The organism is Bradyrhizobium sp. LeoA1Lang (assembly GCF_055413685.1).
The window spans coordinates 1-20,494 of sequence record NZ_JBVAPG010000024.1 but is presented as its reverse complement, the minus strand read 5'-3'; the positions used below and the strand labels follow the sequence as shown (position 1 = coordinate 20,494).

Sequence of the window (20,494 nt, the reverse complement as noted above, 5' to 3'; positions counted from 1 at the left end):
CCCTTCACAGAGTTTCGGATGCCCCGGAACGCCGTTCGCGTGCCAATAGCTCGCGCTTGCGCTTGACGCCCCAGCGATAGCCGGAGATCGAGCCGTCCTTCTTGACGACGCGGTGACACGGCACGAGGACCGCAACAGGATTGCAGGCGATCGCCTCGGTCACCTCGCGTGCGTCGCGGGTACCGAGTTTGGCCGCCAGGGCGCCGTAGTTGGTCGTTTCGCCGACGGGTATTGCACGCAGCATCGACCAGACTTCGACTTCATACGGCGTCCCGCGCAAGTCGAGTGGAATCGCGGGATCGAAACCCGGCGCTTCGATCGCGCGTTGCACCTTCGACAGGACATCGGTCAATTCCTGCTCGCTGTCGATGATGTCGGCTTCCGGGAAGTGGCCGCGCAATGCGTCCTCCGCCGCGGAGCGGTTCGAGCTGAATTCGAGGGCGACGAGCCCCTTGCCGGACATCGCCACCATGAAATCGCCGAGGGAACTGGTCCCCCAGGCAAAGCGGATGATTTCGCGCATCCTGCGCTCCTTCGAATTTGTTTCTGGCGACAAGATAGAAGCCGGCGATGGCGGGGCCGATCCGGTCCTTGCTTTCAAATCGAAAAATGGAGGTGACGCTGATCGGCGAGAGCCCGGCTCGCGCATTATTGGCGACAGTCGAGAAGCCACGGGCGACTGCTATCTCTCCGGCGGAGACACCTGGAAATCAGGCGTCGCCGATCTGTTTGTGATGCGAAAAGTCGATGACCTGAGCGGCTCCCGTCGCCGACGGCGCATCGCGCTTGATCTTATCCTCAGGAAGCTCACTGAACTGTCGCGCCATGGCGTGCCGGCCCGTCGGATCCTGTTCTTCGAGGCGTTCCGTGTCGGTTATATCGATCGCAACGATCTGATCGACGGCATCTTCGATCTGGAATTGCTCTGTAAACGGCTGCATGACCAGGCATGAATGATCTGGATTAGCTATGGCGAGGTTTGCCAGCCTCTTGAGCGGCGACCGCAAGTGAGCCCAATGCTTGACGATCAGCGACCAATCGCAACCATCTTTCAGCGCGCCGTTCAGAAGACCGTTTGACAGCGGATCATGCGGCGCAAATACACCCAGGCTGTTCGCTATGTCGATCACAGGCAGGCCTCTGGAGAGAGGCACCAGGAGGCCGACTTTCTGCTCGCTCATCCTGACCAGTTTCATGGCCTTCTCCATTCGGCGGGAGTGCGTCTGCCGCGCCGCTGAAGCATGATCCGGAAAAGTGTGAAGCGGTTTTCCCTCGCGACAAACGCGAAGCGTTTGCGCGGAGATCATGCTCAAACAATAACCTAAAGCGCGATGATGATTCATCCTCATCTCATCGCGCTTTAGGTCGCGTCGTGAAAAATAATCCCGACGGTGTGCCGCATGCCGGAGCGCACACGACTCACACCGTGACGAAGGTTCACGCGGTAATTGCCCTTTGATCCCTGCACTGGCCGGTTATGGACCGCGAAGGCCACTGCGTCGCCCTGCCGGAGCGGCACGACTTCGACGCGGCTCTGCATACGCGGCCGCTGCTCGGTCAGAACGAACTCGCCACCTGCGAAGTCCGTGCCGGGCTGCGAGAGCAGAATCGCGACCTGAATCGGGAATGCGAGATCGCCGTAGAGATCCTGGTGGAGGCAGTTGAAGTCACCCGGGACGTATTGCAGCAGAAGCGGCGTCGGGCGCGTCTGGCCGGCGTCGTGGCATTGCTTGAGGAACGACGCATGGTCGCCTGGATAGCGCTCGCTTATTCCCATCCGAGCGTTCCATTCGTTGGCAACACCTGCAAGGCGCGGGTAGAGCGCGGTTCGCAAGGAGCCGATGAGCTTGGGCAGCGGATATTTGAAATAGCGGTACTCGCCCTTGCCGAAGCCGTGCCGCGCCATGTGGATGTGGCTTCGGAAATGGCTCTCGTCGGGGTAGATATCTGCGATGGTGCGGCACTCCTCGGGCGAAAGCAGCTTCGGCAAGACGGCGCAGCCGTAATTGTCGAGCTCGCCTGCGAGCACCTGCCAGTCGTAAGCGGCAACCCGTGCCTCTGCGGACGTAACCGCGGGGACACGGGTGATGGTGGACGAACGGACTGTCATGCGATGGCTTCCTTCCTGATCAGTTCACGCTTGCGCTCGATGCCCCAGCGATAACCCGCCAGATCGCCATCGGCGCGAATGACGCGGTGGCAGGGAATAGCGAGTGCGATCGGATTGGCGGCGCAGGCGCCGGCGATCGCCCGGGCCGAGGCCATCGGGCTGATCCAACGAGCGAGTTCCATGTAGGTCACTGTCCTGCCGACAGGAATCGAGCGCATCTTGTCCCACACACGGCGCTGGAGCGCCGTCCCGCGCATATCGAGCGCAAGATGAAGTCCTTCGGCGGGCTTGTCCACGAAACGGATCACCTTCGCCAGGTCATCGCGGACGATGGCCTCGTTCGCGACGAGCGTGGCCTCCGGAAAACGGGCGGCGAGATCCGCCTCCAGTTCGCCAGAGTCCGCGCCAAGCAGAATGGCGCAGACGCCGTTGGCGCTGCGGGCCACCAGCACCTTGCCCAGGGCGCATTCGCCGGTCGCATAGAAAAGCATCTCGACGGCAGCGTTGGCACGCTTTGCCGTGGGTGAAAGCTGCAAGGCGGCGTCGGAAATCATGAGGTTCATCGCTTAGCTCCCTGATCTGTCCTCATGATCGAAACTATTGGGCAGCGCGCTTGCCTGAACTCCGGTGCTTGCTCTCAAATCGAGAAAGCTTTCGATTGCTGCCTGCCGACGCGAAAGAGCTGGACACCTGGCGCAAAGCAAGCTCATCAGAATTTCGGTCGGCTCACGCGATGCGGATGATCGTCGTCTTCGCGAGAAGATAGGTATCGCCGGTGCGAAAGCGGAGCCGGATATCTCCGTTCTCGAGCATCTGCCATTCTGCATGGCCGTCGGTGACGAGCCGACGGAAATAGGCCATCACGCGCGCCTTCGCCGGATCGGCGTGAACAAGGCCTGCGATCGCATCGGGCATTGTCCTGCGGCGTCGCTTCTCGCGCTTGGTCTTTGCGTCGAATGCACCCCGAGGAAACATCGTCTGAAGCGTTCCTTCCGCCAGTCGATCGGCGTCGGCGATCACCAGCGACTTCAATAGGCTCGCATCGACCACCTGAATGATCGAGTAAGTGCACGAGATCGCAACCAGCGCACTCCGAATATTGCTTTCAAACTCGCAGACACTGGCCGGAAGGTGCCTCTGGAGGTCAAGGCGGCGGCGCTGTTCATGTACCCTGCGAGCACTCCCGGTCGAGCAGAGCGTGCTTGCGTTCGACGCCCCAGGCATAGCCGGAGAGCGAGCCATCTTTCCGAACGACGCGATGGCAGGGAATGGCGACGGCAAGCTTGTTCGCCGCGCAAGCACCGGCCACCGCGCGCACCGCCTTGGGGGAGCCGATACGCTGTGCGATCTCGGCATAGGAAACCGCTTCGCCGACGGGAATCTCCTGCAGAGCCCGCCACACGCGTTGCTGGAAGGCGGTACCGCGAACGTCGAGGGGAAGGTCCAGGCCGATCCCCGGCGCCTCGACAAAGCCGACGACCCGGGCAACCAGCGCCTCATAGTCACGATCGGCGCCAATGAGATGCGCTTTCGGGAAACGATCCTGAAGATTGCGGACGAGTTCGTCCGGATCGTCGCCCAAGAGGATCGCGGCCACACCCTTCGTGCTGGAGGCGACGAGGATCGCGCCGAGCGAGGTCTGCCCGACGGCGAACTTGATCTCCTCGTTCGTGCCTCCGGCCCGGTATTGCGACGGCGTCATGCCGAGCATGTCCGTCGACTTCTCGTAGAAGCGCCCGCTGGAATTGAAGCCGGCGTCGTAGATCGCCTCGGTGACGGAGTTGCCCGAGGCCAATCCCTGGCGAACCTTCCTGGCACGGTGGGCGGCGGCATATCCCTTCGGTGTCAGCCCGGTCGTGGCCTTGAACACGCGATGGAAATAGCTTGGACTCCGTCCGATCGCTGCGGCCAATTGCTCCAGCGAAGGCTCTTCCTCGCTGTCCTCGATGATCCGGCACACCTGCGCCACCAGGGCCGCGTTCTCAGCTTCGGTCGAAAGGCCTTCCGGATTGCAACGCCGGCAAGGCCGGAAGCCTGTCGCCCTGGCGCTTTCCAGGCTGTCGTGGAGCTGCACGTTCCTGGCGTTGGGAACGCGCGAAGGGCAGGACGGCCGGCAATAGACGCCGGTCGTTGCCACCGAGTACCAGAGATGGCCATCGGCCGTCTTGTCGCGCGCGACAATGCGTGCCCATCGAGGATCATCCACCACCGACGGGGGCGTTGACTTCGGGGTGCTGGCGGGCGTCGCAGTCATCTTCTTTCTCATATGGTGTTGGACGATGGTGCCGCCAATTCCCGTCTGATGCACTCCGATCCTTGCTTTCGAATTCGATTGCGTATGCCAGCAACCGGATCACCGGGGGAACACCGGCTTGACGAGTTCCGGGGGCAGCACAGATGCCGAGTTAAGCCTAGATGGCCAGAAGCGAATAAGGTCCGCACGGACGTGCGGACCTTATTCGATGGCCGGGCGTGAGCTGCCTAGGCAGCCTTCAGCAGCCCAAGCTGGGTCAGCGCGGTCACGCCGTCGTCGAGACCGATCTCCTCGACGATCTTGCCGTCGATCACCTTCAGCACCGTAGTGCCGGTGAAATGCATCTTGCGGCCCGTTGCAGCCGGCAAACCGCCGACCAGGAAGTCGTTGAAGGCCGGCCCCTTATGGGTGCCGCCACCTTCCCATTGGCCGACGACGTAATCGCCCTCGGCGATCAGGTCCGCCGTGCCCCAGAAATTGAGATCGGGGAATGCAGCACGGAAATCGGTCATGAACGCCTTGATATCGGCGCGGCCGCGGCGAGGCTCATGCAGCGAGTATTTGAGCAGCATGTCGGGCGCGGCGATCTCGTCGATGACCGCAAGATTGACGTCCTTGCCCCAGAACTCCGTGAACCAGCGACCGACAACGGCCTTGTTATCTTCTTCCTTGCTCATTGGAACGGCTCCTTGTGTCTCGTGACGATCACCGACGTCGGGTGGTGATCTGAACGAGGCTTACGCTTGACCGAAGCAAGCCAAACTCCGGTTCTTGTCTTCAAATCGAAAGCGGAGACGGAGCAACCGCCGACGCGATGCGGATAGATACCACGGCCGGCACAGATCAGCCGTTCCGCCTTCGCAGTCCAGCAAGCTGGGATGGAAGAAGACCGTAGGTCTTGCGATATATCTCCGCAAAGCGTCCCATATGCATGAAGCCCCATTTCAGGGCGACTTCGGAGACAGGCAGAATGTTGTCCGCAGATGTAAGTTCCAGATGTGCGGCTTCCAGCCTGATGCGACGCAAGTAGGCGACCGGCGTTGCACCGTAGTGCGCCTGGAAAGCGGTCTGCAACGTCCGTACGCTGATACCTGCTGCGGCTGCGGCGTCGCTCATGGTAAAGGGCCGATGAATGTTGGAATGCATGTAATCGACCGCCCGCCGAAGGTGGCGCATGGTTGGTTCAGACGGTTCCCGCAATTTGCCTGATGTCAGTCTCTCGAGCACCAGCAAGAGCAAGGATTCGCTCAGCAGCGCCATCGCGATGGGAGCGCGCCCCTGAAGATCCTCATCAAGAACGGCGGACACGACCGCTTGCGCGGAGTGATAAAGCGATTGCGTCGTCGTCTCCGTCAGATGATGGAGCATCAGAGGCGTGAGGTCCTGAATAGAGAGCTTTTCATCGAATGTGGAAAGGGCCTGCATCAATTCCGGGCGTTCGAACCGTAACGCTCTCATTGCATGAGCCCCCTTGGTGGAGATTCGGCTTGGCGCGTCTGTCAGATGTGTAAATAGAGATCCTGGGAGCGCTCGGCAGGCACCGTATCTGCCAATTGCAGCAACAGCGCCAATGACAGGCTGCGAGACATGCAAGGTCTCCGCTGAGTCATTGAGTGTTATTTCGTAGCCATGGCTACCCTGCACCCGCCAGCAGGTCAGGCCGTTGACCGCAGCGAAGCTGGCTCGCCACGAAAATTGCCGCCCGGCCTTCTCCGGCTCCGCCGAAACGTCCGGCAAGAATATCGAGAGACAGTCTAGATACGTATCGAAACCAACCCCACGCTTATCTTGGGAAGCAACACGCGAAAACGAACTCATATTTCCAAGCAGGCCACACAGTAATTGTTTCGCGATTAACTGAAATTCTCCGGTTAAGCAACGCGGTGCCACACGGCGTCAATTTTAACGGTGGCTATCCAATTCGCGCGAGATATGGCCAAAAGGCGAATTGCCCGCGCGTCGGTAACATCTCATTCAGCAACGCTGCATACGCATGAAGATACGTGGCAGCTGGCGTGAACAGCGCTCCTGCTTACGTCCGCCGACAACCCGGGAAATGTTGGCAACATCACGATCACAAGCGAGCGGATGCAGCTTGGACAGGGACGCGACTCTCTCTGTTCATCTCGAGTCGACAAGCCATCAAACGAATGATGGCGGCAGCAGGAGGAACGAGGTGGATGTTCGCAACACTGCAAGCGCCGTTGCCTCCCCGTTGCTCGCGCAGGTAACGACGCACCAAAAGACAGCCGCGATAATTTACGAACAGGCGAGACCGCCAGGAAAGTGAATCGCATGATCGAGGCAGCCACGACAGTCCGACAACTTCATATCGCCCTCATAACTGAGACGCCGGAACGGACAAGACCGCTGGCATCCATACTCAGTCGAACCTGCGACGTCCATTTGCTGCCGCCGGCGATTGACCCTCTTGTCATCGATAATTTCGCTTCTTGCGTCGTTCTTGACGTTGATCTTTCGTCAACGCAGGTGGTTCGAGCGCTTCAACCCACTCGCCAGGCAATTCTTGCACGTTCGCTGCCCAGCCTCCTTGTTATCGACAAGAGCATCGGAGAACGCGCGCTTGCCGAAAAGATGCGCCACGCAGAGACGTTCGGCGTACGCAACTACATCTACCATCCGTTCGATGCAGATGAAGTTCTGCGGGTATTTTCTCCAATACATCACGCGCGCGCCAAGTCGGAAACACCATCGCACAACAAGATCGTGTTGCGGGGCGTTTCCGCCGCTCATCGTGCGCTCGCGCAGACAATCGAGGCGCCGCACAACGAGAGCTCACTTCCATTCGAAACTCTCGAAGCCAACACTCCGCTCATCCTGGAGGCGCTCGATGTCTGGGGAATTGGTCCCTGGATGGAAACCGTGCGGAGGCATCATGGCGGCACCTACAGGCACAGCCTGCTCGTCACCGGCTTCGCCGTCGCGTTCGCGCAGAAGCTGAAGATGCGCCCCAAGGACCAACAACGCATCGCGCACGCTGCGCTGTTGCACGATGTTGGAAAATCGTTCGTTCCACTCGATATCCTCGACAAGCCGGGAAAATTGACTGACCATGAGATGGAGCAGATAAGACAGCATCCCCGATACGGATATGACCTGCTCACGCAACAAGGCGGCTTTCCGGTCGAGATCCTTGATTGCGTGCTTCATCACCATGAACTGCTCGATGGATCGGGCTATCCGGATCAGCTTCGCGCCGGGCAGATTGCAGATCTCGTACGCGTCATCACGATTGCCGATATTTTTTCTGCACTGGTGGAAGATCGACCCTACCGGCAATCGCTGGCGCCAATGCAGGCCTTCGGCATCATGCAGGACATGGGAAACAAACTCGACGGCGATCTCCTCAACGCGTTCCGCTCCGTCGTCGAGGATACGGCGTGACGTGACCTATGCGAAGGTACGCCGTCATCGCCCGGGGGACGCTGGACATCGAAAGGCCTGACAGAGGCGGGCTAAATTTTTCGAAATCGCTGGAGAAGGCTGGCTGCGGGGAGGCGCAAGGGTCCGCCGGACTCTCATCGAAGAACGTCTTCGGCGAGCGCACGTGACGGATGACGCGTGTCGCCACGCCGATTTTGTGGGCGTACGTACATGATGACTGCTTCCGGAAGCTCCGCCTTCACCTTCAGCGCGGCGACGAGCGCGTCTTGTCCGTCGAGGACGACATGGTCTGTCTTTCCCCTTAGCTTAAACCCAACGGTGAACTGCATCCCAATATCTCCACTCTTGTACTGCTACAGTGTCTTTCGTCATTGCCGTTCTCCTTCGCCGCGAGGCAACGGGAGCTACGCCGTCGGAGTGAAGAATACGACCCGGAGCAGATGCGTGTAGTCGGATTCGAACACCATGATCGCCACGAATACCAACACCAGCACCGGCGGAAGCAGGATGGCATAGGCCAAGGCCAACCTCTCCCAGGCCATGTGCATGAAGACGGCGACGATCAGACCGGCCTTCAAAACCATGAACAGCAGAATCAGCGACCATCTGAGATGGCCATGGATACCAAAGTAGTCGACGAGAAAGGAGCAGGTACTAAGGACGAACAGCCATCCCCAGACCGCGAGATAGAGCTTGATCGGGTGCTGCTGGCCCTTTGCTTGCGTGGCTCCCGGCGCATGGGCCTCATGGGCGTGAACGTGCAGCGAAGGTTGTTGGCCTTCCACATGTATCGCGGCTTCTGTCATGCGCCAACCTCACCAAAGATAAAAAAGGGCAAAGATGAACACCCACACAAGATCGACGAAGTGCCAGTACAGGCCGGTGATTTCGACGATCTCGTAATACCCCTTCCGGCTCGTGAAAAAGCCACGCCTTTCGACGTCGAAGTCTCCCCGCAAGACCTTGCGTGCGATAGCGATCAGGAAAATCACGCCAATGGTCACGTGGGTGCCGTGGAAGCCGGTTATCATGAAGAAGCTGGCCCCGAACTGCGCCGCGCCCCACGGATTGCCCCAGGGCCTGACGCCTTCCATGATCAGCTTGGTCCATTCGAAAGCCTGCATTCCGACGAACGTTGCGCCGAATGCGGCGGTGGCCAGCATCAAGGCTGCAGTTCTGATCCGATCCCGACGGTAACCGAAATTGACCGCCATCGCCATGGTGCCGCTGCTGCTGATCAGGATGAAGGTCATGATAGCGATCAGAATGAGCGGTATGTGCTGACCGCCGATATTGAGAGCAAAGACTTCGCTGGGGTTGGGCCACGGCACCGTCGTGGACATTCGCGCCGTCATGTATGACAGCAGGAAACAACTGAAGATGAAGGTGTCGCTCAGGAGGAAGATCCACATCATGGCCTTCCCCCAGGAGACATTCTTGAAAGCGCGCTGATCCGAAGACCAGTCGGCAACGATCCCTCGCAAGCCCGGGAGCCGCGCAGGCGATGCTCCAACGTTTGTCAGTGCAGTCTCTGCCATCGGTCCCTGCCTCCCTAGCTGAGCAACTGGCGACAGATGTCGACGAAATTGTCTGTCCAGCCCGTCAGCAGACCGAGCAAGACCAGCCAGACCAGCAGCAGGAAATGCCAATAGATGGCGCAGAGTTCCACGCTCGCGCGCACCTGCTTAACCTCAGCGCCACGCCATAACTTGGCGGCCGTTCTGCCGAGCGCCACGAGACCGCCCATCACATGCAGCCCGTGCGCCGCGGTGATCAGGTAGAAGAAAGAATTGGCTGGGTTGGACGCGACGAAATACCCAGCGGCATTCAACTGTCGCCACGCCAGAAGCTGTCCAACCAGGAATGTAACGGCGAATGCTCCCCCACTGAGCAGGCCGAGAATGATGCCGTCCATGTCGTCACGGCGGGCGGCGATGTACGCCCATTGCAGCGCGACGCTGCTCAACACCAGCACGCCCGTGTTGAACCACAGCAGCGCTGGCACTGGCAGCGTCCGCCAGTCCACCATGTTCATGCGCATGGAGTAAGCGCTGATGAAGAGCGCGAACAGCGAGCCGACGACCGCGAGAAACACCCCCAATCCGATCTTCGCCGCTTGCGGTGATGATGTGCTCTCCTCGCGAAGATCGACGCTCACTCCCTCCTCCAGCCAGGGTTTGGCTGTCAGCCGTTGCTGCGAGAGCCACCATCCCGCAATTGCCGCGATTCCAACCATGAACAGGACAATGACGCTCACGGATGGGCCCCCTGCGCCGACAGTCTGGCCGGCGGTTCATTTTGCGGCACGAAGTCCCTGCCGGCGCCGGGTACGCTGTAATCGTAGGCCCAGCGATAGACGATCGGGAGCTCCTTGCCCCAGTTGCCATGCCCCGGCGGGGTCTCTGGTGTCTGCCATTCCAGCGACGCGGCTCCCCAGGGATTGCCGCCCGCCTCTTTCCCTTTGAACAGGCTCCAGATCAGATTGAATATGAAGACAAGCTGGGCAAAGCCGACAATCAGGGCGGCCACGCTCATGAACGCATTGAGGTCATGGGCGGATGCCGGGATGAAGGCCGTTTCGCCAATATCGTGATAGCGGCGAGGCACGCCCAAAAGGCCCAGATAGTGCATCGGGAAGAAAACCGCGTAGGCTCCGAGGAACGTGACCCAGAAGTGGAATCGTCCGAGCGCCTCATTGAGCATTCGTCCCGTGACTTTCGGATACCAATGGTAGATCCCGCCAAACACGGCCATGATCGGTGCAATGCCCATCACCATGTGAAAGTGGGCGACAACAAACATCGTGTCCGACAGCGGAACGTCCACGACCACGTTGCCGAGAAACAGGCCGGTCAGCCCGCCATTTACGAACGTGATGATGAACGCAAGCGCGAACAGCATCGGGATGGTGAGATGAATATCGCCGCGCCAGAGGGTCAGCACCCAGTTGTAAACCTTGATCGCGGTCGGGATGGCAATGATGAGCGTCGTGGTGGCGAAGAAGAACCCGAAATACGGGTTCATGCCGCTCACATACATGTGGTGCGCCCATACGACGAAGCTGAGCGCGCCGATTGCCACGATGGCCCAGACCATCATGCGATAGCCGAAGATGTTCTTCCGCGCGTGGGTGCTGATCAGATCGGATATAATGCCGAAGGCCGGCAAGGCGACGATATAGACTTCGGGATGGCCGAAGAACCAGAAGAGGTGCTGGAACAGGATTGGGCTGCCGCCGCCATACTTCGTCAGCTCGCCCATCTCGACCAGTGTCGGCATGAAGAAACTGGTCCCCAGGAGGCGGTCAAGCAGCAGCATCACCGAGGCGACCAGCAGCGCCGGGAAGGCCAGCAGTGCCATGACGGTAGCCGTGAAAATGCCCCACACCGTCAAGGGCAACCGCATCAACGTCATGCCGCGCGTGCGCGCCTGCAGCACCGTCACCACATAATTGAGCCCGCCCATCGTAAAGCCGATGATGAACAGGATCAGCGAGGCCAGCATCAGAATGATGCCCCAATCCTGCCCGGGGGTGCCGGAGAGAATCGCCTGCGGTGGATAGAGCGTCCAGCCGGCGCCGGTTGGCCCGCCAGGCACGAAAAAGGTCGAGGCCAGCACCAGGACCGCGAGCAGGTAGACCCAATAGCTCAGCATGTTCACATAGGGGAACACCATGTCCCGGGCGCCGACCATGAGCGGGATAAGGTAGTTGCCGAAGCCACCAAGGAACAACGCGGTGAGCAGGTAGATCACCATGATCATGCCGTGCATGGTGATGAACTGGAGATATTGGTTGGCATCGATGAAGGAGAACGTGCCGGGAAATCCCAGTTGCAGTCGCATCAGCCACGACAGCACCAGCGCGACCATTCCGATCGACATCGCCGTAATCGAGTACTGGATGGCGATAACCTTGGCGTCCTGCGAAAAGACGTACCTCGTCCACCAGCTCTTCGGATGATAGAGCTCGACGTCAGGCGCCTCAGCGGGCGGAATGCCTGCGATTGTGTCAAACGGGACATCGACCATCGGAATACCCTCCTGGTCTTCTGTTCAGCGAGGAGTTCGCCTCACGATCGATCGTGAGGCCTCGCCGCTATTTTTATTCGCTACCTGTCTTGTACGCCGCCTTCGCGACGTTGCGCTGGCCTGACAACTCGGCGAATGTCCGCTGTTTCTCCAGCCACGCGTGATATTCTTTCTCTTCCTCGACAACGACCTTGCTGCGCATTTGCGCATGCGCGGCACCGCAGAGCTCGGCACAGAGAACCTCGAACGTTCCGGTGCGGGTGGGCGTGAACCAGTAATAGGTGACCGAGCCCGGTATCATGTCCATCTTCGCCCGGAACTCCGGCACATAGAAATCATGCAGGACATCGATTGAGCGGAGCAGCACCTTCACCGGCTTCCCGATCGCCAGGTGCAGATCGTCGTTTTGAATAACGATGTCGTCTTTTCCGTTCGGATCGTCGGGATTCAACCCCATCGGATTGTCGGCACTGACAAGGCGGGCATCGGAGGTCCCGAGCCGGCCGTCTTTTCCAGGAAGCCGGTAGCTCCATTGCCACTGCTGTCCCATGACCTCGACTTCAGTCGCACCGGCCGGAACGGTCACAAACTGGTGCCAGACGACCAGTCCGGGTGCCAACATCGCTGCGACGCCGATTCCTGTCCCGACGCTGAGCCACCATTCGAGCCGCTTGTTTTCGGGATTGTAGTCTGCCTGCCTTCCCTCCTTGTGGCGAAAGCGGAAGACGCAGTAGGCCATGAACGCGACGACGGCGACGAAGACCGCTCCAGTGATCCAGAATGTCAGGGTGATGGTGTCGTCGATGTAGCCCCAGTTCGAGGCAAGCGGCGTCCACCACCACGGGCTGAAGAGGTGAAACACCACCGAGGCGATCGCGACCAAAAGCAGTATGATTGCTACAGCCATCCCTCATGCATCCTTGCCGCTAAAAGGCTGCGGATACGAACCGGAGGGCGGAGCTCACGTCTGTCGCGATGGCGGACTTTACATCCGCTGTCGTCGTGCCTCTTGCCTCGCCCATTCCACTGGTCGCGACGCGGACTGCACGCCACGACCGCAAGTCTCATCAGAGCTGGGGGCGTTGGGATCAAGATGGTGCGGGTCGAGCCGGGCGTCAATAGTGGAGGACGCCGCGCCTTGGTCCCTCGCGTTGCCGACGCCACGCAAACCGGCAATTGTCGGCCGATACCGATCGTCCGGCGGTGCGGTGCAGTGCAGCGAGAGAAGTGTGCAACCGCACAATTCACCCCCCCGTGAGCGCTATCTTGCTCTCATCGCCTTAAGCTCGTACACCAGTCGCGACTGGTGTCGCCCGGCAAAGCTCCTTCTCGCTGAATCTGGCTTGCCGGGCTCGATCGCGATTTCCGCGCATGAGGCGAATGTGCGCGAGTTGAAGGCTCCGCCGTTCCCCCTGCGATCACGAGCAAGGAGACCGGAGCCATGGCCACTCAGTATTTTGCAAGACCTCACCTGCAATTCTTCGGCGTCTCCACCGCATATGTCGTTCGCAAGATCGGCCTTTCGGACTTGCGCGACGCGCTGCGCCTGGGCTGGGAAGACTTCCAAGCGATACCAACTCACGCTGTCGTCCTGTGCGGAATTTATCCCGTGCTCGGTCTTGTTCTGTTCAGACTGGTCCTTGGCTATTCGGTGTTGCCGCTGCTCTTTCCGCTGGCGGCCGGTTTTGCGTTGATCGGTCCTTTTGCCGCGCTCGGCCTCTACGAGCTCAGCCGCCGCCGCGAGCGCGGCGAGGAACCCGCAGCTTGGCACGCGATGCATGTGCTGAGCGCACCGTCCTTCGGCGCCATTCTCGGCCTCGGCGTGCTCCTGCTCGTCCTGTTCGGGGTCTGGATCGCCGCCGCGGACGCGATCTACGTTACCATCTTCGGCTATGCCCCGGCCGCAAGCATCCCTGATTTCGCAACGCGCGTGCTGACGACGCCACAAGGCTGGTCACTCATCATCATAGGCTGCGGCGTCGGCTTCCTGTTCGCAGTCGTGTCCCTGTGCGTCAGCGTCGTATCGTTTCCGTTGATGCTGGACAGACATGCCACTGCGATAGACGCCATCCGGACGTCGCTGCGGGCCGTAAAGGAGAATCCATTTGTGATGGCCGCATGGGGGCTGATTGTTGCGGCACTGCTGGTGATCGGTTCGCTGCCGTTCTTCGTCGGTCTCGCTGTCGTGCTGCCGGTGCTCGGTCATGCCACCTGGCATCTTTATCGGAAGGTGGTGGAGCCCGACCCGAATCCCCCACAGGAGGAGCCTCGCACGCCGATAGGTCATCGCTACGCAGCAGATTTCCCGGCCTCGCTCTTCCCATGGAGCCACGAACGCTAGCCGGAGCAGCAACGAACGGCCGCGCTATCACTGTGTTCGGCGGAACCGGCTTCCTCGGCAACCGCATCGTTCGCCATCTGCGCAGTCACGAATTTCCGGTCCGGATCGGGTCAAGGCATCCGGACCGGGCACAGAGGCAGTCTGGTCCCGAGAAGCAGCAACTTCAATTTATAGAGGCCAACATTCACGACGAGCGATCAGTCGCGAATGCGCTGGTCGGCGCCTACGGCGTGATAAACGCGGTCAGCCTTTATCGCGAGCGCGGATCGGAGACGTTTCACTCCGTTCACGTCGAGGCGGCGCAACGGGTAGCGGCCGAGGCCCGCCGGGCTGGAGTCAAACGGCTTGTTCATGTTTCGGGGATCGGCGCCGACGCCGCCTCGCCATCCCGCTATGTCCGAAAGCGCGGCGAAGGCGAGCGGGCGGTCCGCGCTGAATTCCCCGATGCAGTTCTCGTCCGTCCAGCCGTGATGTTCGGACCGGACGACGCGTTTCTCAGCACTATCCTCAAGCTTCTTCGCCAGTTTCCGATCTATCCGATGTTCGGCCGCGGCCGGACCAGATTGCAACCGGCCTATGTGGAAGATGTTGCGGACGCGGTTGCCCGGCTCGTGGAGCGAGCCGAGACCCACCCGACGGTTTTTGAGTTCGGCGGCCCGACCGCCTACTCTTACGAGCAATTGCTCAGAGCGATCGCCCACCAAGCCGGCCTCGCACCTCTCCTGATTCCAGTCCCGTTTGTGGTTTGGCACGCGCTGGCATGGGCCGCCGAAATGCTCCCTGACCCGCCCCTTACTCGTAATCAGGTGGAGCTGATGCAGATCGACACCGTGTCATCACCAGAGATGCCCGGATTTGCCGAGCTTGGCATTTCGCCACATTCGATCGAGGAAATCCTCAGGAGCATGTTGTCGAACCGCGGATGAAAGCGGCTCCCGTTCATCTGCTTTAATGGCTGACCGTTCACGCGCGACGTCTACCCGTGCATCGAAGAAGCTTCCGACTGTGACGCTATTCGGGTCATCAAAAGAAAGCCCCAGCAATCAACTGAGATTGCCGGGGCTTTCTACCAACTTGGTTGCGGGGATAGGATTTGAACCTATGACCTTCAGGTTATGAGCCTGACGAGCTACCGGGCTGCTCCACCCCGCGTTAAACCGGATTTCCGCCTTGCATGGAGAGAGGCCGAACGTGAAGCGGACAACGCTTGGAAGGGCGCCGCTCGATCCGTTCGAAAACTTCCTGAGAAGGCGACCCGGGGCCGAGGGCAACCGGGCGCGAGGCGTATGTATCAATGCTGATCCGCTTTGGAAAGCCCTTCGGCACAGGTTTTTTGAGGTTTTGTGACGGCCAAATTGACGGGATTCGTGCGCGAATCGGGCGTTTGGAACCTCCCCTGCCGAAAAGGCCGCAAAAGTGGAGCCTTGGACAGAGCCTTGGACCAAGAGAATCAGGGGACGGCCGGGTGAAGCACAGCGAAACCCGGAGCCTGCCCGTGAAGATTCCCGGATTGCGCTTCGCTCCATCCGGGCTACGGGGTGATGGCTCAGTTCAGCAAGAATCCGCCGTCGACCGTCACCACAGTGCCGGTCATGTAGCGCGAGGCTTTTGAGGCCAGCAGCAGGATCGCGCCGTCGAGGTCGGATTCGGCGCCGACCCGGCGCTGCGGAATCCGTTTTGTCAGTTTCTCGCCGGCCGGCGTCGCCCAGAAATCGTGGTTCATCTCGGTGTCGATATAGCCGGGCGCCAGCGCGTTGATGCGGATGTTGTTGCCGGCGAGCTCCAGCGCCATCACCTTGGTGGCCTGGATGATGCCGGCCTTCGAGACCGTGTAGGGCGAGAGGAATTTCATCACGCCGAGGCCGAGCACGGAGGCGATATTGACGATGTTGCCCTCCTGCTTGCGCGCCATCATCCGCCGCGCCAGTTCGGTCGCCAGAAAATAGGCGCCCTTGAGATTGGCGTTGATCACGGCGTCCCAATCCGCCTCGGTCTGCTCGGTCGACAATTTCTCGATGGCGATGCCGGCATTGTTGATCAGCACGCTGACCGGACCGAATGCGGCTTCCGCGGCATCCAGCGCCTTGCCGATGCTACCGATGTCGGTGACGTCCATCTGCACCGCGCTCGCGCGGCCGCCCTTGGCCCTGATCTCCTCCTCCAGGCTCTTCAGCTTGCCGGTCTGCCGTGCCGCCAGGACGACGGCGGCGCCATGCGCGGAAAGGACGCGGGCGAATTGCCGCCCCAGCCCCTGGCTTGCGCCGGTGATCAAGATGGTTTCCTGGCTGACATCGAACAGATCGGACATGGGTACGTTTCCTAGAACCTGATATGCGCGCATTGATACCTACGATTTCGGCAGGCGCAACGCCGCAGGACTTATCAGGCCGCGCGGCGTTGGCTAAAGTGGTCCCATCGAACATTTTAGAAACCACCTGACATCACGGGAGTGAAACAGTGGATCTTGAGATCAAAGGGCGCCGCGCCATCGTCTGCGCCTCGAGCAAGGGTCTGGGCCGCGCCTGCGCCATCGCGCTCGCCAATGAGGGCGTCCATGTCACCTTGACGGCGCGCGGCGCGGAAGCGCTGAAGAAGACCGCCGACGAGATTCGCAAAGCGCATCCCGACGTCACCGTCACTGAGATCGTCGGCGACATCACGACGCCCGCGGGCCGCGAGGCTGTGCTGAAGGCCTGCCCGGAACCGGACATCCTGATCAACAATGCCGGCGGTCCGCCGCCCGGCGATTTCCGCAACTGGACCCGAGACGACTGGATCAAGGCGATCGACGCCAACATGCTGACCCCGATCGAGCTGATCAAGGCCACCGTCGACGGCATGATGGCACGGAAATTCGGCCGCATCGTCAACATCACCTCCGCCGCGGTGAAGGCGCCGATCGAGATTTTGGGACTTTCCAACGGTGCGCGCGCCGGCCTTACCGGCTTCGTCGCGGGCCTCTCGCGCAAGACCGTCATCAACAACGTCACCATCAATGCGCTGCTGCCGGGGCCGTTCGAGACCGATCGCCTGCTCGGCACCGCGAAACCGGAAGCCGAGAAGCGCGGCATCACCCCCCAGCAAGTGCTGGCCGAGCGCGCCAAGCTCAATCCCGCCGGCCGCTTCGGCGATCCCGAGGAGTTCGGCTACGCCTGCGCGTTCCTGTGCGGCGCCAAGGCCGGCTTCATCACCGGCCAGAACATCCTGCTCGACGGCGGCGCCTTCCCGGGCACGCTGTGAAGATGGTCACGCTGTGAGAGCGGTCTGGTACGAGCGGACAGGGCCGGCGGCAGAGGTCCTGACCTTCGGCGAGATGCCGACGCCGGTGGCGGCTGCAGGCGAGGTGCGAATCCGCCTGGAGGGCTCCGGCGTCAATCCCGCCGATGTCGGCCGCCGCGGCGGCAATTATCGGGCGATGGAATATCCGCGCGTGATCCCGAACAGCGATGGCGCCGGGATCATCGACCAGGTCGGCGACGGCGTGAAGCGGTTCAAGGTCGGTGACCGGGTCTGGCTGTTCAACGGCCAGCGCAACGGCCGCGCCTTTGGCACCGCCGCGGAATATATCACCCTCGCCGAGCACCTGGTGACGCCGCTGCCGGATCATCTCTCATTCGCGGAAGGCGCCACTCTCGGCATCCCCAGCATGACCGCGTGGTGCTGCCTGTTTGCGGACGGGCCGATCGTGGGCAAGACGGTGCTGGTCACCGGCGGCGCCGGCGCGGTCGGCCATTATGCCGTGCAACTGGCGAAATGGGGCGGCGCCGAGGTGATCGCAACCGTCAGCTCATCACACAAGGCCGAGCAGGCGCGGCGCGCGGGCGCCGATCTCGTGATCAACTACAAAGAGGAAGATGTCGTTGCGAAGGCGATGGCATTCACCCATCAACGCGGCGTCGACCGCGTGGTCGATGTCGATTTCGGCGGCAATCTCGCTGCTACGCTGAAGCTGATGGCGGTCAATTCCACGATCGCCGTCTACGCCACCAACGGCAACCGCAACCCCGTCGTGCCGATGCGCGAATTGATGGAGAAGTGCATCGCCTTGCGCGCGCTGGTGCTGTTCGCGCTGCCGCCGCCGTTGCTCGCCGCAGCTCAAGCCGACATCACGAAATGGCTCGCGGCCGGACCGCGCCTTCACAACATCGCCGGCCAGTTTGCGCTGTCGGAGACGGCACAGGCTCACCTCGCGGTCGAGAAGGGAGACAAGCTCGGCACCGTTATCGTTGATTGCGCTCGTTAGAGCCTGATCGGGAGAGCGTGATCGGGAAAAGCGGGTACCGATCTTCCGAAAAGATCATGCTCAAAAGAAGGAAGCGGTGGGATGGAATGGAAAGTAGGCAGGGTCAAGATCACGAAGGTCGTCGAATTGGAGACGGTCGGGCACACCCGTTTCATCCTGCCGCTCGCGACCAACGAAGAAGTCCAGAAGCTGCCCTGGCTCATACCGCATTTTGCCACCGACGAAGGCCGGCTGAAAATGTCGATCCATTCGCTGCTGGTGGAGACGCCGACACGGCGGATCATCGTCGACACCGGGCTCGGCAATGACAAGCAGGGCCGCAACGTGCCGAGCTGGAACAACCGCAAGCATCCCTTCCTGGAGACGCTGACCGCGGCGGGCTTTCCCCCCGATAGCATCGACACCGTGCTGTGCACGCACCTGCATGTCGACCATGTCGGCTGGAACACGAAGCTCGTCGACGGCCAGTGGGTGCCGACCTTCTCCAACGCCCGCTACGTGTTCGGCCGAGCCGAATTCGAGCATTGGCGCGACCACGGCAAATCGCCCGACAACATCGCGGTATTCACGGATTCCGTGAAGCCGATCGCGGATGCCGACAAGGCCGATCTCGTGCCTTCCGACCACCGCCTGACGGAGGAGATCACGCTGATCCCGACGCCCGGCCACAGCCCGGGCCATATGAGCATCCACATCCGCTCCGACGGCGAGGAAGCGCTGCTCACCGGCGACGTCGCCCACCATCCCTGCCAGATGGCCCATCCGGACTGGTCCTCGACGGCGGATTCGGACCACAAGCAATCGGCGGTGACGCGGCGCGAATTGTTCTCCCGCTTTGCCGACACGCCGACGCTGGTGATCGGCGGCCATTTCACCGCCGGTCACATCAAGCGCGAGGGGGAAGCCTTCAAGTTCATCGCTCTGGACAATGCGTAGGGTGGGCAAAGCGCAGCGTGCCCACCATTGCGAGCGAGGCGTTTGATGGTGGGCACGGCGCAAGTGCGCCTTTGCCCATCCTACCTACCCGTTTTCGGCAGTTGAATTTCGCCCCGCGCTGCTCCATGAAGCGTCCTAAGTCCGTAAAGCCCAAAAACCCCTGTAGGGAGTGATCAAAAATGAAGCTTGTTCGTTACGGCGCGAAGGGTGAGGAAAAGCCCGGCCTGATCGATAAATCCGGGCAGTTGCGCGACCTGGCGGCGCATCTGAAGGACCTCACCGGCGAGGCCTATTCGCCGGAATCCCTGGCCAAGCTGGCCGCGCTCGATCCGTCCAAGCTGCCTGCTGTTCCCGGCAACCCGCGCTTCGGCGCGCCGGTCACCGGCATCTCGAAATTCGTCGCCATCGGGCTGAACTACACCGACCATGCCAAGGAAACCGGCAATCCCATTCCGTCCGAGCCGATCTTCTTCCTGAAGGCCAACACCGCCCTCTCCGGCCCGAACGACGCCGTGGAGAAGCCGCGCGGCTCGACCAAGCTCGATTGGGAAGTGGAGATCGCCGCCATCATCGGCACCCGCGCCAAATATGTCTCCGAGGCCGATGCGTTGAACCATGTCGCCGGCTATTGCGTCTGCAACGACGTCTCCGAGCGCAATTTCCAGATCGAGCGTCTGGGACAGTGGACCAAGGGCAAGTCGCACGACACCTTCGGCCCGCTCGGCCCCTGGCTCGTCACCAAGGACGAGATCCCGAACGTGCAGAGCCTCTCGATGTGGCTCGACGTCAACGGCCAGCGCCGCCAGACCGGCTCGACTTCGACCATGATCTTCTCGATGGCGAAGTGCATCTCCTACGTCTCGCAGTTCATGACGCTGTTGCCCGGCGACATCGTCACGACCGGCACCCCGCCCGGCGTCGGCACCGGCATGAAGCCGCCGCAATACCTCAATGTCGGCGACGTCGTGACGCTGGGCATCGAGAGCCTCGGCGAGCAGCGCCAGGAGATTGTCGCGGCGTAACGGCCGCTCTCTCATCCTGAGGAGCCCCGTAGATTCCATGGGGCGGTGAGCGCGCCCTTTCCGGTAGGTTTGGGTTTCCACACTCGAACCATCGGAGAGTCTGATGCAAGCATCGACCAAGAGCACGCCCACCGCCGGCCATTGTGGCACGATT

22 protein-coding genes and 1 tRNA gene are annotated in these 20,494 nt (G+C 61.0%); 7 read left to right on the top strand and 16 right to left on the bottom strand.

Features of this window, described 5'->3' with window-relative positions:
- Positions 1 to 4 precede the first annotated feature (4 nt).
- From ACZYOF_RS11260 to ACZYOF_RS11225, 8 genes are all read right to left on the bottom strand, one after another.
- On the bottom strand, positions 5 to 523 hold the full coding sequence (locus ACZYOF_RS11260) for a methylated-DNA--[protein]-cysteine S-methyltransferase (RefSeq protein WP_394567223.1): 519 nt from the start codon (positions 521 to 523) through the stop codon (positions 5 to 7).
- 187 nt (positions 524 to 710) lie between these two features.
- Positions 711 to 1,196, bottom strand: coding sequence for a hypothetical protein (locus ACZYOF_RS11255; RefSeq protein WP_130577914.1), 486 nt, complete (start codon positions 1,194 to 1,196; stop codon positions 711 to 713).
- 164 nt (positions 1,197 to 1,360) lie between these two features.
- Positions 1,361 to 2,110, bottom strand: coding sequence for a 2OG-Fe(II) oxygenase (locus tag ACZYOF_RS11250; RefSeq protein ID WP_463715794.1), 750 nt, complete (start codon positions 2,108 to 2,110; stop codon positions 1,361 to 1,363).
- Positions 2,107 to 2,673, bottom strand: a complete 567-nt coding sequence (locus ACZYOF_RS11245; protein ID WP_463715793.1) for a methylated-DNA--[protein]-cysteine S-methyltransferase — start codon at positions 2,671 to 2,673, stop codon at positions 2,107 to 2,109. Before ACZYOF_RS11245 ends, ACZYOF_RS11250 begins: the two co-directional genes overlap by 4 nt.
- A 163-nt stretch (positions 2,674 to 2,836) precedes the next feature.
- Positions 2,837 to 3,160 (bottom strand): hypothetical protein, encoded by a 324-nt coding sequence (locus tag ACZYOF_RS11240; RefSeq protein ID WP_463715792.1) that lies wholly within the window; start codon positions 3,158 to 3,160, stop codon positions 2,837 to 2,839.
- A 112-nt stretch (positions 3,161 to 3,272) separates the two neighbouring features.
- A complete protein-coding gene (gene ada / locus ACZYOF_RS11235) occupies positions 3,273 to 4,364 on the bottom strand; it encodes a bifunctional DNA-binding transcriptional regulator/O6-methylguanine-DNA methyltransferase Ada (protein ID WP_463715791.1) in 1,092 nt (363 codons plus the stop codon).
- A 227-nt stretch (positions 4,365 to 4,591) separates the two neighbouring features.
- On the bottom strand, positions 4,592 to 5,041 hold the full coding sequence (locus ACZYOF_RS11230; RefSeq protein WP_028163034.1) for an ester cyclase: 450 nt from the start codon (positions 5,039 to 5,041) through the stop codon (positions 4,592 to 4,594).
- A gap of 166 nt (positions 5,042 to 5,207) precedes the next feature.
- On the bottom strand, positions 5,208 to 6,182 hold the full coding sequence (locus ACZYOF_RS11225; RefSeq protein ID WP_130577909.1) for a helix-turn-helix transcriptional regulator: 975 nt from the start codon (positions 6,180 to 6,182) through the stop codon (positions 5,208 to 5,210).
- A 477-nt stretch (positions 6,183 to 6,659) separates the two neighbouring features.
- Here ACZYOF_RS11225 and ACZYOF_RS11220 point away from each other — a divergent pair, with 477 nt between their 5' ends.
- A complete protein-coding gene (locus tag ACZYOF_RS11220) occupies positions 6,660 to 7,769 on the top strand; it encodes an HD-GYP domain-containing protein (RefSeq protein ID WP_130577908.1) in 1,110 nt (369 codons plus the stop codon).
- Between the two features lie 134 nt (positions 7,770 to 7,903).
- Here ACZYOF_RS11220 and ACZYOF_RS11215 read toward each other — a convergent pair whose 3' ends face one another.
- The 6 genes from ACZYOF_RS11215 to ACZYOF_RS11190 all read right to left on the bottom strand — a co-directional run bounded on the left by ACZYOF_RS11215 (position 7,904) and on the right by ACZYOF_RS11190 (position 12,705).
- Complete coding sequence (locus ACZYOF_RS11215) at positions 7,904 to 8,098, bottom strand: hypothetical protein (protein WP_130577907.1); 195 nt, start codon at positions 8,096 to 8,098, stop codon at positions 7,904 to 7,906.
- Positions 8,099 to 8,173: 75 nt separating this feature from the next.
- On the bottom strand, positions 8,174 to 8,575 hold the full coding sequence (locus ACZYOF_RS11210) for a cytochrome C oxidase subunit IV family protein (protein WP_165421035.1): 402 nt from the start codon (positions 8,573 to 8,575) through the stop codon (positions 8,174 to 8,176).
- A gap of 9 nt (positions 8,576 to 8,584) precedes the next feature.
- Positions 8,585 to 9,307 carry a heme-copper oxidase subunit III family protein gene (locus ACZYOF_RS11205; protein ID WP_130577934.1) on the bottom strand — a complete coding sequence of 241 codons (723 nt, stop codon included), beginning with the start codon at positions 9,305 to 9,307 and terminating at the stop codon, positions 8,585 to 8,587.
- A gap of 14 nt (positions 9,308 to 9,321) precedes the next feature.
- Positions 9,322 to 10,026, bottom strand: coding sequence for a cytochrome c oxidase subunit 3 (locus ACZYOF_RS11200; protein ID WP_282529405.1), 705 nt, complete (start codon positions 10,024 to 10,026; stop codon positions 9,322 to 9,324).
- Positions 10,023 to 11,798 (bottom strand): cytochrome c oxidase subunit I, encoded by a 1,776-nt coding sequence (ctaD, locus tag ACZYOF_RS11195; protein ID WP_282529404.1) that lies wholly within the window; start codon positions 11,796 to 11,798, stop codon positions 10,023 to 10,025. The genes ACZYOF_RS11200 and ctaD overlap by 4 nt, the downstream gene beginning before the upstream one ends.
- A 73-nt stretch (positions 11,799 to 11,871) precedes the next feature.
- Complete coding sequence (locus ACZYOF_RS11190; protein WP_130577904.1) at positions 11,872 to 12,705, bottom strand: cytochrome c oxidase subunit II; 834 nt, start codon at positions 12,703 to 12,705, stop codon at positions 11,872 to 11,874.
- 534 nt (positions 12,706 to 13,239) lie between these two features.
- Here ACZYOF_RS11190 and ACZYOF_RS11185 point away from each other — a divergent pair.
- Together ACZYOF_RS11185 and ACZYOF_RS11180 are read left to right on the top strand one after the other, a co-directional pair.
- Positions 13,240 to 14,139, top strand: a complete 900-nt coding sequence (locus tag ACZYOF_RS11185; protein WP_130577933.1) for a DUF2189 domain-containing protein — start codon at positions 13,240 to 13,242, stop codon at positions 14,137 to 14,139.
- A gap of 32 nt (positions 14,140 to 14,171) precedes the next feature.
- Positions 14,172 to 15,065 carry a complex I NDUFA9 subunit family protein gene (locus ACZYOF_RS11180; RefSeq protein ID WP_463715790.1) on the top strand — a complete coding sequence of 298 codons (894 nt, stop codon included), beginning with the start codon at positions 14,172 to 14,174 and terminating at the stop codon, positions 15,063 to 15,065.
- Positions 15,066 to 15,214: 149 nt separating this feature from the next.
- Here the strand turns inward: ACZYOF_RS11180 and ACZYOF_RS11175 are convergent.
- Together ACZYOF_RS11175 and ACZYOF_RS11170 are read right to left on the bottom strand one after the other, a co-directional pair.
- A tRNA-Met gene (locus ACZYOF_RS11175) sits at positions 15,215 to 15,291 on the bottom strand.
- A gap of 394 nt (positions 15,292 to 15,685) precedes the next feature.
- A complete protein-coding gene (locus ACZYOF_RS11170) occupies positions 15,686 to 16,447 on the bottom strand; it encodes an SDR family oxidoreductase (protein WP_463715789.1) in 762 nt (253 codons plus the stop codon).
- Between the two features lie 149 nt (positions 16,448 to 16,596).
- Here ACZYOF_RS11170 and ACZYOF_RS11165 point away from each other — a divergent pair, with 149 nt between their 5' ends.
- From ACZYOF_RS11165 to ACZYOF_RS11150, 4 genes are all read left to right on the top strand, one after another.
- On the top strand, positions 16,597 to 17,379 hold the full coding sequence (locus ACZYOF_RS11165; RefSeq protein WP_463715788.1) for an SDR family oxidoreductase: 783 nt from the start codon (positions 16,597 to 16,599) through the stop codon (positions 17,377 to 17,379).
- 13 nt (positions 17,380 to 17,392) lie between these two features.
- Positions 17,393 to 18,382, top strand: coding sequence for an NADPH:quinone reductase (locus tag ACZYOF_RS11160; protein ID WP_463715787.1), 990 nt, complete (start codon positions 17,393 to 17,395; stop codon positions 18,380 to 18,382).
- A gap of 81 nt (positions 18,383 to 18,463) precedes the next feature.
- Positions 18,464 to 19,318: an MBL fold metallo-hydrolase gene (locus ACZYOF_RS11155; protein ID WP_463715786.1), complete on the top strand. Its 855-nt coding sequence runs from the start codon at positions 18,464 to 18,466 to the stop codon at positions 19,316 to 19,318.
- A gap of 179 nt (positions 19,319 to 19,497) precedes the next feature.
- Positions 19,498 to 20,340, top strand: a complete 843-nt coding sequence (locus ACZYOF_RS11150) for a fumarylacetoacetate hydrolase family protein (protein WP_463715785.1) — start codon at positions 19,498 to 19,500, stop codon at positions 20,338 to 20,340.
- The last annotated feature ends 154 nt before the right edge of the window (positions 20,341 to 20,494 follow it).

Coding starts and splice junctions, on each gene's coding strand:
- ACZYOF_RS11260 (WP_394567223.1), bottom strand. CDS start 523: ATGCGCGAAATCATCCGCTTTGCCTGGGGGACCAGTTCCCTCGGCGAT.
- ACZYOF_RS11255 (WP_130577914.1), bottom strand. CDS start 1,196: ATGAAACTGGTCAGGATGAGCGAGCAGAAAGTCGGCCTCCTGGTGCCT.
- ACZYOF_RS11250 (WP_463715794.1), bottom strand. CDS start 2,110: ATGACAGTCCGTTCGTCCACCATCACCCGTGTCCCCGCGGTTACGTCC.
- ACZYOF_RS11245 (WP_463715793.1), bottom strand. CDS start 2,673: ATGAACCTCATGATTTCCGACGCCGCCTTGCAGCTTTCACCCACGGCA.
- ada (WP_463715791.1), bottom strand. CDS start 4,364: ATGACTGCGACGCCCGCCAGCACCCCGAAGTCAACGCCCCCGTCGGTG.
- ACZYOF_RS11230 (WP_028163034.1), bottom strand. CDS start 5,041: ATGAGCAAGGAAGAAGATAACAAGGCCGTTGTCGGTCGCTGGTTCACG.
- ACZYOF_RS11225 (WP_130577909.1), bottom strand. CDS start 6,182: ATGAGTTCGTTTTCGCGTGTTGCTTCCCAAGATAAGCGTGGGGTTGGT.
- ACZYOF_RS11220 (WP_130577908.1), top strand. CDS start 6,660: ATGATCGAGGCAGCCACGACAGTCCGACAACTTCATATCGCCCTCATA.
- ACZYOF_RS11215 (WP_130577907.1), bottom strand. CDS start 8,098: ATGCAGTTCACCGTTGGGTTTAAGCTAAGGGGAAAGACAGACCATGTC.
- ACZYOF_RS11210 (WP_165421035.1), bottom strand. CDS start 8,575: ATGACAGAAGCCGCGATACATGTGGAAGGCCAACAACCTTCGCTGCAC.
- ACZYOF_RS11205 (WP_130577934.1), bottom strand. CDS start 9,307: ATGGCAGAGACTGCACTGACAAACGTTGGAGCATCGCCTGCGCGGCTC.
- ctaD (WP_282529404.1), bottom strand. CDS start 11,798: ATGGTCGATGTCCCGTTTGACACAATCGCAGGCATTCCGCCCGCTGAG.
- ACZYOF_RS11190 (WP_130577904.1), bottom strand. CDS start 12,705: ATGGCTGTAGCAATCATACTGCTTTTGGTCGCGATCGCCTCGGTGGTG.
- ACZYOF_RS11185 (WP_130577933.1), top strand. CDS start 13,240: ATGGCCACTCAGTATTTTGCAAGACCTCACCTGCAATTCTTCGGCGTC.
- ACZYOF_RS11170 (WP_463715789.1), bottom strand. CDS start 16,447: ATGTCCGATCTGTTCGATGTCAGCCAGGAAACCATCTTGATCACCGGC.
- ACZYOF_RS11155 (WP_463715786.1), top strand. CDS start 18,464: ATGGAATGGAAAGTAGGCAGGGTCAAGATCACGAAGGTCGTCGAATTG.
- ACZYOF_RS11150 (WP_463715785.1), top strand. CDS start 19,498: ATGAAGCTTGTTCGTTACGGCGCGAAGGGTGAGGAAAAGCCCGGCCTG.